Source organism: Bradyrhizobium sp. CCBAU 53421, from assembly GCF_015291625.1.
Taxonomy (GTDB): domain Bacteria; phylum Pseudomonadota; class Alphaproteobacteria; order Rhizobiales; family Xanthobacteraceae; genus Bradyrhizobium.
The window spans coordinates 5,266,364-5,281,080 of record NZ_CP030047.1; the positions used below are offsets into that span (position 1 = coordinate 5,266,364).

At 64.7% G+C, this 14,717-nt stretch carries 16 protein-coding genes; 10 read left to right on the forward strand and 6 right to left on the reverse strand.

Annotated features, from left to right (window positions below; all coding sequences use genetic code 11):
• Positions 1-266: 266 nt before the first annotated feature.
• Complete coding sequence (locus XH92_RS25225) at positions 267-608, reverse strand: hypothetical protein (RefSeq protein ID WP_194454515.1); 342 nt, start codon at positions 606-608, stop codon at positions 267-269.
• A 168-nt stretch (positions 609-776) separates the two neighbouring features.
• Here XH92_RS25225 and XH92_RS25230 point away from each other — a divergent pair, with 168 nt between their 5' ends.
• A complete protein-coding gene (locus XH92_RS25230; RefSeq protein ID WP_194454516.1) occupies positions 777-2,009 on the forward strand; it encodes a Zn-dependent hydrolase in 1,233 nt (410 codons plus the stop codon).
• A 75-nt stretch (positions 2,010-2,084) separates the two neighbouring features.
• Here XH92_RS25230 and XH92_RS25235 read toward each other — a convergent pair whose 3' ends face one another.
• On the reverse strand, positions 2,085-3,029 hold the full coding sequence (locus tag XH92_RS25235; protein ID WP_194454517.1) for a sulfite exporter TauE/SafE family protein: 945 nt from the start codon (positions 3,027-3,029) through the stop codon (positions 2,085-2,087).
• Between the two features lie 425 nt (positions 3,030-3,454).
• On the opposite strand from XH92_RS25235, the gene XH92_RS25240 reads away from it, so the two are divergent.
• The 3 genes from XH92_RS25240 to XH92_RS25250 all read left to right on the forward strand — a co-directional run bounded on the left by XH92_RS25240 (position 3,455) and on the right by XH92_RS25250 (position 6,439).
• The gene (locus XH92_RS25240) at positions 3,455-4,492 is read left to right on the forward strand and encodes a PrsW family glutamic-type intramembrane protease (protein WP_194454518.1); all 1,038 of its coding nucleotides are present in this window, start codon (positions 3,455-3,457) and stop codon (positions 4,490-4,492) included.
• 50 nt (positions 4,493-4,542) lie between these two features.
• On the forward strand, positions 4,543-5,115 hold the full coding sequence (locus XH92_RS25245) for an HdeD family acid-resistance protein (protein WP_194454519.1): 573 nt from the start codon (positions 4,543-4,545) through the stop codon (positions 5,113-5,115).
• A gap of 238 nt (positions 5,116-5,353) precedes the next feature.
• Positions 5,354-6,439, forward strand: a complete 1,086-nt coding sequence (locus XH92_RS25250; RefSeq protein WP_194454520.1) for a 3-deoxy-7-phosphoheptulonate synthase — start codon at positions 5,354-5,356, stop codon at positions 6,437-6,439.
• Between the two features lie 65 nt (positions 6,440-6,504).
• Here XH92_RS25250 and XH92_RS25255 read toward each other — a convergent pair whose 3' ends face one another.
• The 3 genes from XH92_RS25255 to epmA all read right to left on the reverse strand — a co-directional run bounded on the left by XH92_RS25255 (position 6,505) and on the right by epmA (position 9,155).
• Positions 6,505-6,771, reverse strand: coding sequence for a hypothetical protein (locus XH92_RS25255; protein WP_194454521.1), 267 nt, complete (start codon positions 6,769-6,771; stop codon positions 6,505-6,507).
• A gap of 243 nt (positions 6,772-7,014) precedes the next feature.
• Positions 7,015-8,106: a lysine-2,3-aminomutase-like protein gene (locus XH92_RS25260; protein ID WP_194454522.1), complete on the reverse strand. Its 1,092-nt coding sequence runs from the start codon at positions 8,104-8,106 to the stop codon at positions 7,015-7,017.
• Complete coding sequence (gene epmA, locus XH92_RS25265) at positions 8,103-9,155, reverse strand: EF-P lysine aminoacylase EpmA (RefSeq protein ID WP_194454523.1); 1,053 nt, start codon at positions 9,153-9,155, stop codon at positions 8,103-8,105. Before epmA ends, XH92_RS25260 begins: the two co-directional genes overlap by 4 nt.
• A gap of 252 nt (positions 9,156-9,407) precedes the next feature.
• Between epmA and XH92_RS25270 the strand changes: the two genes are divergently transcribed.
• From XH92_RS25270 to XH92_RS25280, 3 genes are all read left to right on the forward strand, one after another.
• On the forward strand, positions 9,408-10,136 hold the full coding sequence (locus XH92_RS25270) for a hypothetical protein (RefSeq protein ID WP_194454524.1): 729 nt from the start codon (positions 9,408-9,410) through the stop codon (positions 10,134-10,136).
• Between the two features lie 166 nt (positions 10,137-10,302).
• Positions 10,303-10,869, forward strand: a complete 567-nt coding sequence (efp, locus tag XH92_RS25275; RefSeq protein ID WP_194454525.1) for an elongation factor P — start codon at positions 10,303-10,305, stop codon at positions 10,867-10,869.
• A gap of 155 nt (positions 10,870-11,024) precedes the next feature.
• A complete protein-coding gene (locus tag XH92_RS25280) occupies positions 11,025-12,611 on the forward strand; it encodes a M23 family peptidase (RefSeq protein WP_194454526.1) in 1,587 nt (528 codons plus the stop codon).
• 301 nt (positions 12,612-12,912) lie between these two features.
• Here XH92_RS25280 and XH92_RS43950 read toward each other — a convergent pair whose 3' ends face one another.
• Positions 12,913-13,092, reverse strand: coding sequence for a hypothetical protein (locus tag XH92_RS43950; protein WP_194454527.1), 180 nt, complete (start codon positions 13,090-13,092; stop codon positions 12,913-12,915).
• Between the two features lie 241 nt (positions 13,093-13,333).
• Here XH92_RS43950 and XH92_RS25290 point away from each other — a divergent pair, with 241 nt between their 5' ends.
• From XH92_RS25290 to XH92_RS25300, 3 genes are all read left to right on the forward strand, one after another.
• Positions 13,334-13,789, forward strand: coding sequence for an Hsp20 family protein (locus XH92_RS25290; RefSeq protein ID WP_194461413.1), 456 nt, complete (start codon positions 13,334-13,336; stop codon positions 13,787-13,789).
• A 394-nt stretch (positions 13,790-14,183) separates the two neighbouring features.
• Positions 14,184-14,483, forward strand: coding sequence for a hypothetical protein (locus XH92_RS25295; RefSeq protein ID WP_371817823.1), 300 nt, complete (start codon positions 14,184-14,186; stop codon positions 14,481-14,483).
• Positions 14,480-14,656 (forward strand): hypothetical protein, encoded by a 177-nt coding sequence (locus XH92_RS25300; protein WP_194454528.1) that lies wholly within the window; start codon positions 14,480-14,482, stop codon positions 14,654-14,656. The genes XH92_RS25295 and XH92_RS25300 overlap by 4 nt, the downstream gene beginning before the upstream one ends.
• The last annotated feature ends 61 nt before the right edge of the window (positions 14,657-14,717 follow it).

Below are 14,717 nucleotides of genomic sequence, written 5' to 3' on the forward strand. Positions count from 1 at the left end.
GGGCACGCGAACCGCCCCCATGAATCAGGATGGCGGCCGCAAGCGCGACGACGACGGCGGGAACAATGAATCTACGGAACGACATGGGCCTGCGCATCGAACGACATCGTGGCCTAACTAAGGCCTGCGGGCCGGACGGCAGCAGCACGCTCCGCGCCGGCGGCTAAAGCGTTTTCAAGCGAAGTGGAACACCGGTTCGCGTGAAGAAAACGCGTCGAAACAAAAATCTAGAGCCCCGTTCCGATTCAATCGGAACGGTAATGGCTCTAATGATTGCTGGCGACGTCCTGACGATTGGTCGGCTGCGCCGCCGCCACCGCCGGCTTCGGCTTGATGCAGGTGCTGCAGATCACGAGCTTGCGCGCCAGCCGGTCGTCGGCATCCTCTTCCGACAGTTGCGTCTCCGCTGCTGCCGGTGACGCATTCCGCGCGTGGCGTCGCGGCTGCGGCTGATTGGGATCCTGCCCGGCGCCATCCCAGGCGAGCGGACCTGCTCCCGGCGGCGTGGTGGTCATGCTGTATTGCTGCGAGTATTGCGCGCAGGCGCCGAGCGCGATCGGGAGAAACAGCACAGCGGCCTTGCGGGCCCAGTTCCTGAATGCAGACATGATCACACTCACACGCTATTCGTACCGCGACATCAGTTCTGCGAACTAAGAGCAGAACCGCTAAGAAATCGTTCACCCTGATTGTTCCGTCGCATCCAACCGCGACGGCATCAAGACGGGATTGCGGCACCAAGAAGCTAATCAAAGACGCTCATCCGGAGTCCAACCATGCCAGGCATCAACGGTCGCTTCGACGGCCAGCGCGTACTCGCCGATCTCAATGCGCTGCGCGCGATCGGCGCCTACAAGACCGGCGTGCACAAGCCGACATTCTCGGAGCCGCATCTGCGCTCGCTGGACTGGCTTGCAACGCACCTGCCCGATGCCGGCCTCACCGCGACGACCGACGGCATCGGCAATGTGTTCGGCGCCAGCGCGAAGACGGGACCGAAGCTGCTCGCAGGCTCGCATCTCGAAAGCCAGAACCATGCAGGCTGGCTCGATGGACCGCTCGGCGTGATCTATGCGCTGGAGGCCGCGCGCGTCATCAACGGCGCTTCCGGCATCAACGGCGCGGTCGAGGTCGCCGCATGGTGCGACGAAGAAGGCCATTTCGGCAGCTTCCTCGGCAGCCGGTCCTTTGTCGGCGCGGTGACCGAGGCTGACATCGATGCGGCGCGCGACCGCTCCAGCGATCGCACCATGCGACAGGCGTTGCGCGATGCGGGCTTCGCCGGCCGCCCGCGCCTCACCGCCGAACCCGGCCGCCATATCGGATATCTCGAAGCCCATATCGAGCAAGGCGACACGCTGGAAAGCAGCGGACTCAAGATCGGCGTCGTCACCTCCATCGTCGGAATCTGGCAATTTCGCATCACCTTCACCGGCGAGCAGAACCACGCCGGCACCACGCGGATGGCGGTGCGCCGCGATGCGGGCCTGGCGCTGGCGCGGTTCTGCGTCGCGATCGACGACAGCTTCCCTGCCCTGTGCGGGCCGCGCACGGTCTGGACCACCGGCCGCATCACGCTGGACCCGGGCGCGCCGAGCATCATTCCAGGCGGCGCCGAGATGCTGTTCCAGATCCGCGACGACAATCCCGAGGTGATCGCGCGGCTCGAGGCGCACCTGCATCAGCTGGCGGAAGCAGCCACCGCGCAGGGCCGCTGCGGCGTGACAGTCGAGCGCATCCGCACCGGCGTGCCCGCCATGATGACGCCGGCGTTCCAGGATGCGATCGAGGCCGCGAGCGCCGCCTGCGCCGGAGGCAAATCAATCCGCATGCCGAGCGGCGCCGGCCATGACGCCCAGGTCCTCGCCACCATCATGCCGGCAGCGATGCTGTTCGTGCCGTCGATCGGCGGCATCAGCCATCACTGGAGCGAGAACACCGACGACGCCGATATCGTCACGGGCGCCGAGGTGTTCGTCGAAACCTGCCGGCGCCTCTTGGCAGGCTAGAGCGTTTTCGAGCGAAGTGGACACCGGTTCGCGTGAAGAAAACGCGTCGGTTCTGATTTAATCAGAACCGAAGCTCTAGCCGCCTTGCGAACGCCGCCCCGCGGTATCGTCGCCATCAGGTCGGACCGCACCGATTCCGGATCGCAGCGGAGCCAGCGCGGGCGAACTCTGCACGTTGCCTCTCCGCGCGGTGAAGAACACGTACAACAGGCAGACGTCGATCAGGATCGTGCAGGCCATGACGCTGTAGGCCCACGGGCTGTCGATCAGCTTCACTTCCATCAACACACGCGACAGGCCGAATCCCACGACCCACGCGTCGAAGCTCATGCAGATCCGGCGAAACGTCTCGGCATCCAGCCGCCGGATCAGCCAGGCACCGAACGGTATGCCGACGGCGACGCAGGGAACCAGCACGAACAGGATGCTCCGGCTCTCCTCGATGAACAGACCGAGCTTGTAGTACGCGATCGCAGTCAGACCGGACTCCGTCACCCGAACCAGCGCGAGGCCGGCCCGAAATTCGTCTTTGACGAGGCCCTGATTGTTGAAAAGGATCGCCAGCGGCGGTCCCGAGATGGTCGTGACCGAGTACAGGACCCCGAGAGCTGCTCCAAACGGCAAACCGACCAGCCATTTCGACTGCATCGGCTTTCGCCAACCGGCCGCTTGCAGCAGGATCAGCGGCAGAATGATCGAGTAGGTGGCGAATTTGATCCAGCCCGGTTGCAGTGACGTCAGAGCAAAGGCTCCGACTGCGATGCCGGGCAGCATGCCGATGAGAATAGGCAGCACGCGCCGCCACACCGCGGGAACGCCGCTCAGGTTGATGCACAGAACATACAGGTTGACGAAGACTTCGACGATGACGACCGCGGGATTGAGAACGCGGTTGGTGTAGAAGACAAGCGCGACCGGCACCGTGAGCGAGGAAAACCCGTAACCCAGCGCACCGTTTACAAAGGCCGCAAACAGAGCGATCACGGCAAGAACGATCACAGCAGAATCAATCGAAAGCATCTTTGGCGTTTACCGGATCAGTCGCTTTGCCCGCGGCATTATAGCCCAACCAAAGGGACGCGGTGCCGAAACTTGATCGCCGCCTCATGGCGCCGCGGCCACGCGCCATGCGGCTCGCGACATTCAGACGAACCGGCTGGACCCACAGGTCGCTGCTCGATCACAGTTAGGGGACCGAAGCTCTCAACCTGGAACGCCGCATCGGCGTTTCGCCGTCAGGAACCTGCCCGGCAGCCCTTGGCCGCCCTCTGCCTTGAGCTGATCGAGGCACGAGCCGCGCTTTGGCGCGCAACCGTGGCATAATGGACACGAGAACGGCACCAGCCGAGCCGATTCCGCCCGCTGCCCGATTTGCAATCCGCTGAACTTGCTGCCATTTCTTCAGCACGCATCGCTTTGGTGCCATTAAGGGAGCCGTCCGGCTCATGTTGTTGCTTGAGTCGCTTCCGACCGTGATTGGCGCCGCCGCCATCGCACCTGCACTCTTGGTACTGTGGCTGGTGATTGCCGCCGACGAGCGCCCCGGACCGCCGGTGCAGGTTTGGCTCGCCTTCGTGCTCGGCGCGGCCAGCATCTCGCTGCTCGGACTGGCGCGAATTCCCTTCAATGCGCTGCTCGCCATTCCCGACAATCCCTGGGCGACGCAGGCGGTGCGCGCGCTGTTCGGTGTCGCGGCGCCGGAGGAGATCGTCAAGGTTCTCGTCATCGTCGTGATTTCGACGCGGCGCCGCGCCTTCGCCGATCCGATGGACACGGTGGTATACGGCGCGGCCGCGGGCCTCGGATTTGCGGCTTACGAGAACCTCGCCTATCTGGTCCAGCACAAGGACATGTGGCGGGCGCTCGCGGCGCTGCGCAGCGTGCTCACCGTGCCGTTTCACGGCGCGCTCGGCATCATCGCCGGCGCCTACCTTGCGATCGCGCGCTCCGGCGGCGCGCTTGGCGCCTACCGGGGCCACCGCGACTGGGCGCGCATCACGAACTGGACGTTGGTGCTGGTCGCGCCGGTCTTGCTCCACGCGGCGTTCGATTTCCCGCTGCTCGCGCTGCAGCGCATTCCCGATCTCTCCTCGACCGCCCGGCTGCTGCTCGGTTCGGCCAGCGTACTGATCGGCTTCTCCTCGATCGGCTTTGCGATTCGCCTGGTGCACCGCCTCGGCAAGCATCATGCCCCGCGCACGGACGTTGCGCGCGAACGGCTGAGCCAGCTGCGGCGGATGTGGGCGCTGCTGCTGGTCGGCGGCGGTGCCGGCTTTGTCGGGGTCGCCTTCCTGCTCACCTCGCTGCATCATTGGTACGTCAATCCCGAGCGCAATGCCTCGTTCATCCTGGTCCCGATCGGCTTCACCTCGATCCTGATCGGGCTGGCGCTCTTGATCGCGACCACCACCGTCTATTTCCTCGGCCGCAACCGGATGCGGACCGCCTCGGAGGGCTTCCCGTCCGCGCCGGGCCAGAGCTAGGATAAGGCGCACGCTCGCAGACCTTGCCGTTGCAGATTCGGAGAGCCGCGATGACCCTGTCCAACGATCTCGACAGACTGCGATCGGAGATGCAGGCCGCGGTCAAGCAACACTGGAAGGCGTTCCTGTTCGAGGGCATCCTGCTCGTGATCCTCGGCATCGCGGCGATGATCGTGCCGACCTTCGCGAGCCTTGCCGTCACCATCTTCCTCGGCTGGATGTTCCTGATCTCGGGCATCGGCGGGCTGATCGTGACGTTCTGGGCACGCAACATGCCGGGCTTCTGGTGGTCGCTGATCTCGGCCGCGCTCGCCGTGCTGGCCGGCATGGTGCTGCTCGCCCGTCCGATGCAGGGCGTGGTGACGCTGACCATCGTGATCGGCGCCTATTTCGTCGCCGAGGGCGTCGCCACCATCATGTACGCGCTGGAGCACCGCCGCGAATTGTCGGGACGCTGGTCCTGGCTCCTGATCGCCGGCCTGATGGATGTCGTCGTCGCCTTCTTCATCGTCGCCGGCCTGCCGGAGTCGGCGGGCTGGGCGATCGGCCTCCTGGTCGGCCTCAATCTGATGTTCGGCGGGGCGACGCTGATAGGTATGGCGTTGGCCGCGCGCAACACCTGACGGCCAACTGGCTGCCCTCGCGGATTTGGGGGGTGACAGGTCGAAATCCCTGCGCTATAGACCCGGCGCATGATCACCGTCGCCACCAGCTATTTTTGGTACTTTAGCTACGACAGCTCGCTGGCGGCAGGAGGATCGCGCTCAATCTGAAGAATTGCAGCAAACGTCCAAAACAAGCCGCCAGACCTGGCGGCTTTTTTGTGTGCCGGCAGGTCCCGAAAATCCAAAGGAGCCAGCCGTGTTGAGTACGACAGACGACCTTCGCATCAAGGAATTGAAAGAACTGAGTACGCCCGAAGAGGTGATGCGGGAGGTCCCGCGCACCCTGACGGCGACCCGCGTCGTGATGGGCGCCCGCAACGCCATCCACGCGATCCTCAACGGCACCGATGACCGCCTGCTGGTCGTCGTCGGCCCCTGCTCCATTCACGATCCCGCGGCGGCCGTCGACTACGCCGAGCGTCTCGCCAGCCTGCGCGAACAGCTTGCCGACCGCCTCGAGATCGTGATGCGGGTCTATTTCGAGAAGCCGCGCACCACCGTGGGCTGGAAGGGCCTGATCAACGACCCCGACCTCGACAACAGCTTCGACATCAACAAGGGCCTGCGGCTCGCCCGCAACGTGCTGTCGGCCGTGAACAATCTCGGCCTGCCCGCCGGCACGGAATTCCTCGACATGACGACGCCGCAATACATCGCCGACCTGGTCTCCTGGGCCGCGATCGGCGCGCGCACCGCCGAGAGCCAGATCCATCGCGAGCTGGCCTCCGGCCTGTCCTGCCCGGTCGGCTTCAAGAACAGCACCGACGGCGGCGTGCGGATCGCGGCGGACGCGGTGAAATCGGCGTCGCACCCGCACCACTTCATGGCGGTCACCAAGGGCGGCCGTTCGGCGATCGCCGCCACCAGCGGTAACGAGGACTGCCACGTCATCCTGCGCGGCGGCCGGGTGCCGAACTATGATGCAGCGAGCGTCGATGCCGCCGCCGCCGAACTCGGCCGCGCCGGCGTCGCAGCGCGGCTGATGATCGACACCAGCCACGCCAACAGCAGCAAGAAGCCGGAGAACCAGCCGCTGGTGGCCACTGACATCGCACAGCAGGTCGCAAGCGGCGAACAGCGCATCATCGGCGTGATGATCGAGAGTAACCTTGTCGCGGGACGCCAGGACGTCGTGCCGGGCAAGCCGCTGACCTATGGCCAGAGCATCACCGACGGCTGCATCGACCTCGCAACGACGGCTGACGTCTTGAAGCAGCTGGCCGATGCCGTCGACGCAAGGCGCAGCGTGCGGCGTGACGGCCTGCAGGAGCGTTCGGCCTGAACCGGCCGGACGGATTGAGCGTTACCGGCGGGGCGTACATCGCGCTCCGCCGGTCTTTCCGTGGCCTAGCAGCCGCGGCAGATGCTCTTGATCTTCTTGTCGAGCGCAGCGTCTTCCTTGTTCGCCTGGCTGTTCGGGTCGCTGATACCCTTTTCATTCCCAACGTCGCCGCGGCGCGGCTGACGATGTCCGATCGGCGCTTCCGGCACCCCCGAATTCTTCTGCATGGAGGACGATCCGCCCTGTTGCTGCGCCCAGGCTTTGGACGTTCCAAGCTGGGGCGCCCCGACCGCAACAATCACCAGAGCCATCAACAAAACAGTCTTCCGCATCTCGCGTCTCCGCTTCTCAACCCTATTGCGCCCGTTCCGGCACCTCGACGGTAGCACAGTTGCGAGGCCCTTGCGCTGCGCAATCCTGGACCTTCCGTATATCGGCCATGGTGCCAGGGAGCCAGATTCCCGCGGCGACCAGCACCACAAAGAGGCCGAACATCACAGCATTTTCGATGCCGCGGCTGCCCTCGCCGTCGGGTGGCTCCTGCCGTCCGCCCCCCGGCCCCGCTCATCACAGGCTCATGATTGCGGCGGGTAGAGATGAACGTCACCGCAATAATCGACGATGCGGTACCGCTGTTCCGAGGAATCTTCACGTTCGCGGGAAGCTGGCTGCGACAAATAGCTCGGGCCGATCGGCGCCTTGCCGTGGCCGCCGGGGATGTCGAGCACATAGTCCGGCTGACACAGTCCGGAGACGCGCCCGCGCAACGCCCGCATCAATTCCTGCCCGGCTTCGATCGTGGTGCGCAAATGCGCGGTGCCGGGTGCAAGGTCGCCGTGATGCAGATAATACGGCTTGATCCGGCACTCGACGAAGGCGCGCATAAGCGCCGCGAGCGTCGCAGCATCGTCATTGATGCCGCGCAGCAAGACGGACTGGCTGACCAGCGGAATGCCGGCGTCGGCAAGGCGCGCGCACGCCGCGCGTGCGTTGGCGGCGAGTTCACGCGGATGGTTGGCGTGGATCGCAACCCAGGTCGTCGCCCCCTCGACCCGCAGGGCCGCGATCATCTCGGGATTGATGCGTCCGGGATCGGCGATCGGAACACGGCTGTGAAGGCGGATGACCTTCACATGATCGATGGCGGCGAGATCGGCCATGATCTCCGACAGCCTGCGCGGCGACAGCATCAAGGGATCGCCGCCGGTCAGGATGACTTCCCAGACCTCTTGATGGGTGCGGATGTAGTCCAGCGCCGCGCGGTAGGCCTCGTCGGACAGGACCGAGGCCTTGCCCGGCCCGACCATTTCGCGCCGGAAACAGAACCGGCAATAGACCGCGCAGACATGGACGAGCTTGAACAGCACCCGGTCCGGATAGCGATGCACGATGCCGGCGATCGGCGAATGCGCATCGTCGCCGATCGGATCGGCGTTCTCGCCCGCCTGCTCCACGAGCTCGTCGGCGCTCGGGATGAACTGCCGCGCGATCGGGTCGTTGGCGTCGGCCGGATCGATCAGCCCTGTGAGCTCCGGCGTCACCGCGACCGCGTAGCGTGCAGCCACCTGTTCGAGCTCGGCAAGGGCTGCGACTGGCACGAGGCCCGCTTCGGCCAGCTCGCGCGGCTGGCGCAGCGTCGCCGCCAGTTTCGGATCGATCCTGTTCATGGCTCTCCTGCAGGCGGCGTCCAGACCACCTGATCAATTCGCGGCGCGCCGCTCGCCAGCATGACCAGCCGGTCGAAGCCGAGCGCGACGCCGCTCGCCTCGGGCATCTGGCCGACGGCGGCAAGGAAATCGTCGTCGAGCGGATAGCGCTCGCCGTAACGGCGGGCCTTCTCGTCCATCGCTGCGGTGAAACGATGGCGCTGCTCGGCTGCATCGGTCAACTCGCCAAAGCCGTTGGCGAGCTCGACACCGCAGGCATAGACCTCGAAACGCTCGGCGACGCGTGGCTCGCCCGCCTTGGTGCGCGCCAGCGCGGCCTCCGGCGACGGGTACTCGAATAGCACCGTCAGACGGCCCTGTCCGAGATGGGGCTCGACGTGCTCGACCAGCACCTTGCTGAAGATGTCCGACCAGGTGTCGTCATCGACGATCCGCACCCGCTCGCGCGCGGCGGAGGCCAGCGCCGCGCGATCGCCCTCGCCGCCCGAGATCGTCGCCAGCAGGTCGATGCCGGCGAAGCGCTCGAAACCGGCGGCAACCGTCAGCAGCTCCGGCTCGGCAAAGGGATCGGCGGTCTTACCGCGGAAGGAAAATCGCCCGATCCCGGTCGCCTGCGCCGCATGGGCGATCACGACGATCGTGTCGGCCATGATGGCGTCGTAACCGGCATTGGCGCGGTACCATTCCAGCATGGTGAATTCGGGCAAATGCAGGTCGCCGCGCTCGCGATCGCGGAACACCCGCGCGAACTCGTAGATCTTGGGCTCGCCGGCGGCGAGCAGCTTCTTGCAGGCGAACTCGGGGGAGGTGCGCAGATAGCGCGGCGCCGGTGAGCCGTCGGGTCGCCTGAGCTCAGTGCGCGGAGCGTGCAGATGCGTCTCATTGCCCGGCGATATCTGCAGGATGGCGGTCTCGACCTCGGCAAAGCCCTGCTCCTCGAACCAGGCCCGGAGCGCCCGCGTGATCGCGGTCCGCGCCTGCAGGAATGGCCGGCGATCGGCGTAGCGTGACGGCGTCCACCAGGACGAGGGGTGGTCACGCGCGGTCATCGGCCGGCCACCCCAGCGGCTGCGGATTCAACATCAACAAGCCACCGCCCCGATTGAGGAGTCGGGCGCAAATCCTTGATTCCATACAAATACATGGTCGGCACGGCCTTGGCCTCAACGGAACACGGCGAAACGAGCCCCTTCTTGTCGAAAGATGCCGGCGTTGTCCATGCGCAGCCTCGACTGAACCTGAGCGGGTGGCCCAGCGTCCTACACCCAACTCAACTCAACTCAACTGGAACGGATCAAGCCATGTTCCGCCGATTGCGAACCGCTGGATGCACTTTGCTGCTTGGGCTGGCCCTGCTCGCGCCGGCCAACGCCGACGGCCCGGGAAAGCAGTTCAAGCGCGTCACCGATGCGGCCACGTTCACCTCACCGGACGGCAAGGTTCGACTGGAGCAATATGCGCGCGACCTGGGCGACGATGGCCTGCTGTTTCAGTTCTGGACCTTTGACCCTGCCCACCAGCACGCCGCGCTCCTCAACGAGGGCGAAACCACCGATCAAGCCGGATATCAGGCCGGCTTCCGCTTCAGCCCGGACAGCCGCTGGCTGGTGCGGATGCAGAAGATCGGCTCCGGCACTCACACCCTCTACCTCTACAAACGGACCGGCGACCGGTTCGTGCCGGCCACCGGAAAGCCGCTCGGCGAGGCCGCGTGGGACTTCTTCTACACCCAGCCGGCGGCTGACGGCGTGCGCCGCGACCCCGAAGACCCCTATGGGCTCGATCACATGCAGGTCGGGCTGATCAAGGGCCTGGAGGACAACTACGCCTCGATGGGGCAGCATTGGCCGGACAGCCGGTATCTCGTGATCGGCCTGTCATTCGACATCCAGGGCGAGGAGACGCCCTTCCCCTGGGTTGAGGACTGGCGCTGCGTTTACGACCTGAAAACCGGGACATTCTCGGTTCCCACGAGCCTCGCCGAACATAACGAGAAGGCCCGAAAGATCCCGGGCAAGGACCCTCGTTAGCGGCTTCCCGGGGGCGGCTACCAGCAATTGGCAAACTGCCGAATCCGGCCGCAAAAGACTGGCATCTCAGGGACAAATCAGTATGTTGCAGCCCGAAATCGCCGCCACGGCCGAGGGGCTGCCGGTCCGGTTTGCGCCCCCGCTTCTCAAATTCAGGAAAACACCTTTGAAAGTCATCGCCAGTTCCATCCGCAAGGGCAACATCATCGAGCAGGATGGCAAGCTCTATGTGGTCCTCTCCGCCGAAAACATTCATCCCGGCAAGGGCACCCCCGTCAGCCAGATCGAAATGCGCCGCATCGGCGACGGCGTGAAGGTGTCGGAGCGCTACAAGACCACCGACCAGGTCGAGAAGGCCACCGTCGAAGACCACAACTACAACTACCTCTATGAGGACGGCGACGGCTTCCACTTCATGAACAACGACAACTACGACCAGGTCCAGGTCTCCAAGGAGATCGTCGGAACGTCGGCGCCGTATCTGCAGGAGAACATGACGGTGAAGCTGTCGATGCACGACGGCAATCCGGTCGCGATCCAGCTGCCGCAGCGCGTGACGCTGGAAGTGGTGGAGACCGAGCCTGTGACCAAGGGCCAGACCGCCTCGTCGTCGTACAAGCCCGCGGTGCTGTCGAACGGCATCCGCACCGGCGTGCCGCCGCACGTCTCCACCGGCACGCGCATCGTCGTGATGACCGAGGACGGTTCCTACGTCGAACGCGCCAAGGACTGAGCGGAAGGATTGAGCATCAACGCGCGGTGACATTCATCACGAATCATCACCGCGCATCAGGTTGTTGTTTAAGCTCAAACTTTCCGGAAAACTGCTACACACTTTTCCGGAACTTGCTCTAATCTCTCGCGATCAAACATGAATCGGGGAGTGCAGTGAACAGGAAGGTCGTCAGCTTCATCAGTTGCTGGCTGGCAGCCCTGCTCTTGCCTCCTCCCGGCGCTCATGCCGACGAATTCCGGACGCCTTCGATCTCGGCGATGCGGGTCGAATGGCGCGCCGTGCTCGACCAGCTACGGCAAGAGATCACCACCCGCCCGGCCGTCGCCACCGGCTTCACGTTCGCCGGACAGCGCCGCGTCGCGGCCTCCGATCCGCGCGCGATGCCCGCGCTGGTGCAGCTGAACGCGGTGACATCGCCGCTCTTCCCCGGCATTGCGCAGAGCCCGATCCCGGTGCTGCTGCCCTTCGACCCCGCAAGCTATCTCGACGCACGACAGAACGGCGCAGCGGCCAGCCTGCCGGTCGCGCGCTACCAGGCCGACTTCCGCGCGGCCGATGTCTTCCACGCCGGCGCGGCCGGCTATGACGCGGTGTTCTCGCTCGACCCGGGCGCCGGCGACGGCATGCCGCCGCGGACCTTTGCAAAACCGGTCGAGGTGCAGATCTCGGGCTCGATCCTGGTCTACGACCTCGCCGACCGACTCAGCGGCAAAGGCGAACCGGTCAAGACGCTGGCCGCGCAATTTCCGGACCTGCGCCGCTTCATCCGCGAAGGCTATGTCCGCTACGCGTTCACGCGCTTCGGGATTCCCTACGTCGTCTCGATCCAGTGCCTCGACAGCGCGCCGCGATCGAAGCGGCTCGCCTGTCGCGAGGCCTATCCGGTCGCCGAGCGCTTCCTCAAGGCGCTGCGCATCGCCGGCGGGCAGCCGTCACGGCCGCGCAGCGACATCGGCTCCGACATCGCCGAGCGGCCGTTCGCGCCATCGGCGGATTTCAGCTACCGCCCGAGCGGCGACATCGTCGCGGGCAGCGGCGGCCGCAGGCAGCAAGGCGGCCACGCCGACTTCACCGTGTATTCGCAGATCCGCTTTCCGCTGCAGAAGGCGCCGGCCTTCGCGCACTCGCAATCCTTCGCCAGGCGCAAGGCCGGCGCGACCGTCGACGAGTATCCTTGGCAGGACAATTTCTGCGAGGCGCGCAGCTTCGAGGTCGGCCAATGCGCCAGCGGCTACGGCCACCAGGGCCAGGATATCAGGCCGGGCGCGTGCCCCGCCGACAGCAAGGACGGGTGCGACCCCAGGCAGCAGGCCGTCGTCGCGGTGCGCGATAGCATCGTGATCCGCTCGGCGCAGCAGCAGGCCGCAACCTTGCAGGTCAACACCCGCACCGAGCATGTCCGCTTCCGCTACATGCACATGAACCCGTCGGTGATGGATGCCGACGGCCTGCTCAACGGACGCTACGTCAGCGAGGGCGAGAAGATCGGCGTGGTCTCGAACTATCTCGACCATCCCAACGGCACGTCACGGCATCTGCATTTCGACGTGCAGGTATTCACGCGCGACGGCTGGCTCTGGGTCAATCCCTACACCACGCTGGTGTCGGCCTATGAGCGGCTGATCCGCGGCCGCGGCCGCGAGATCGGGCCGGAGCCAGGGCCTGCGGCCGCCGTGGCCCATGCCCTGCCCGACGATGTCGTGCATCGCATCGACACCCAGGAAGGCGGCGGCAATTAGGGCGAGCGAACCGCGGTTCGCGGACGCACTGCCGAAATATCGAAAACAACCCCATGCACAGTAGCCGGCGGCTGCCGTCATCAGGCACGACGTCTTGACACGTCGGGCAACTCAGCGGCATCATTCCATTATTCCGAAATCGTGCAGCCGCCGCTCGCCTGGGAGCCATGGCCATCGGCTCCGTCGACACCACTTTCCGGAACGTCCGTTCCCGTGGGTCACATCGACTTGCAGAATGGCGGCGGCGCGATCATGGACGATGGCCCCTAAACATCATCCCACACCCCTCTTCGCAAAGCCGCTAAGAAGCTCCGCGTGCCAGAGCGGTCACGGCGATCCTCGCAACGTGTTGGGCCGAGAGGCGCGCCGCCGGCGAGGCGCTGATCCGCGAGGCCGGCGCCCTGCCCTGCGAGAGCTGGAACGAGAAGATGTGGGCCGGCGGCGGCTCGGTCGATCCGCTGCCCTCGATCGACCATGCCATCAACGCCGGCTACACGTCTGCGAGACCCTCGCGGAGATCCTCGACGGTTTGAGCAGAGGGCGCTCACATGCTGTCGCATTTTTTTTTGCGAAGACCTCTTGACACTTTCTGAGCTCGATTTAATTCGTGGCACGTCGGCCCGCGTGGCCGATCACCTGGACGCCAGTCGGGTCCAGGCGTAACGGGCACCGGTCGTGTCCGGTGCTTCTCATACCCATCTTGCTCTTTGGAGGATTTGGCTATGCGCACGTACGATTTCTCTCCCCTCTTCCGGTCGACGATCGGGTTCGATCGTCTCTTCGATCTGGCCGAGACAGCTCAGCGGGCCACCGAAGACAACTACCCGCCCTACAACATCGAGCGACTTGCCGAAGATCGCTACCAGATAGCGCTCGCGGTCGCAGGCTTCTCACCGGACGAGATCTCGGTTACTGCCGAGCAGAACGTCCTGACGATCGAGGGCAACAAGGTCGAAAAAGCGGACCGCGACTATCTCTATCAAGGTATCTCGACCCGTCGATTCAGGCGGCAATTCAGCTTGGCGGATCATGTCCTGGTGAAGAACGCCGCGTTCGACAATGGTCTGCTCAGGGTCGAACTGGCGCGCGAAATTCCGGAAGCCATGAAGCCGCGGCGGATCGCGATCAACGCAACGCAGCCGAACCGGCCGCAACAGCTCGAATCAGCTGCAGCTTGACACACGAGAAGCCGCGTTCGGAACGCCGAGCGCGGCCTCAACATTCAATTCTCGTCTTAGAACGGAGGCAAACATGCGGCCGACGACCGCCAAAGTTATTTGTTTGAAGTCTGACCGCAGTAAGGCGCGGTTCAATCATCCCCGGGATGTCTTGGCAGATCTCTCCCTGACCATGGAAGAAAAACGTGCTCTCCTGGCGTCATGGGCGTCTGACGCTGCCGCAGTCCCGTGTCGTCCGGACTTACGGGCGCCAACAGAGCTGCGATCACCCGTAACCATCGATGCAATTCTCGACGCGCTATGTCGTCTCGACAGCGATCCTCATCATCCGCCGGGCGGCAAGCCCCATCGTCTTCGTTCAACGGTGCGTCCGCTCGCGGCGTAGGAGGGTGATATGAACGACATCAATCTTCCGAAACACATCGTAGACAGAATCGAAGCCCGCTGGTGCGCCAGGCAGGAGAAGCGCGAGATCGTCGACCGCCAGCTCGAACAGCTTCGGGCGCATCGCAACAACATCCGGCGGTATCGGCGGTTACTCAGCACCAAGCTGAGCGACCTGGAGCGCCAGTTCATCGAACGACGTCTCTCCGAGGAATCCTCGGCGATGGAGGCTCTGGCGGCCGGCATGCCCCCTCTCTTACGTGAACGGCCATCGCTGAGCGTCAGTAGATCGGAAGGCGCCTCACCGTGAGCACGACGCAGTTTCTGATACGCGGAAGCGAGAAGGTAATCCGTCACTATCAATTCTTGCTCGACACTGCCAAATCGGACCAGGAGCGGGAGAAGTTCGCAAAAAGGATCGACGAAGAGAAGCGCAACCTGGAACGGCTGTATGCTCTCACTCAAGCGGCCCAGGCCGCTTGATCGTGTTGCCCATGGACAACGTGTGGATGGCGAGGCTCAACGATGAGAACGCCAATATCGG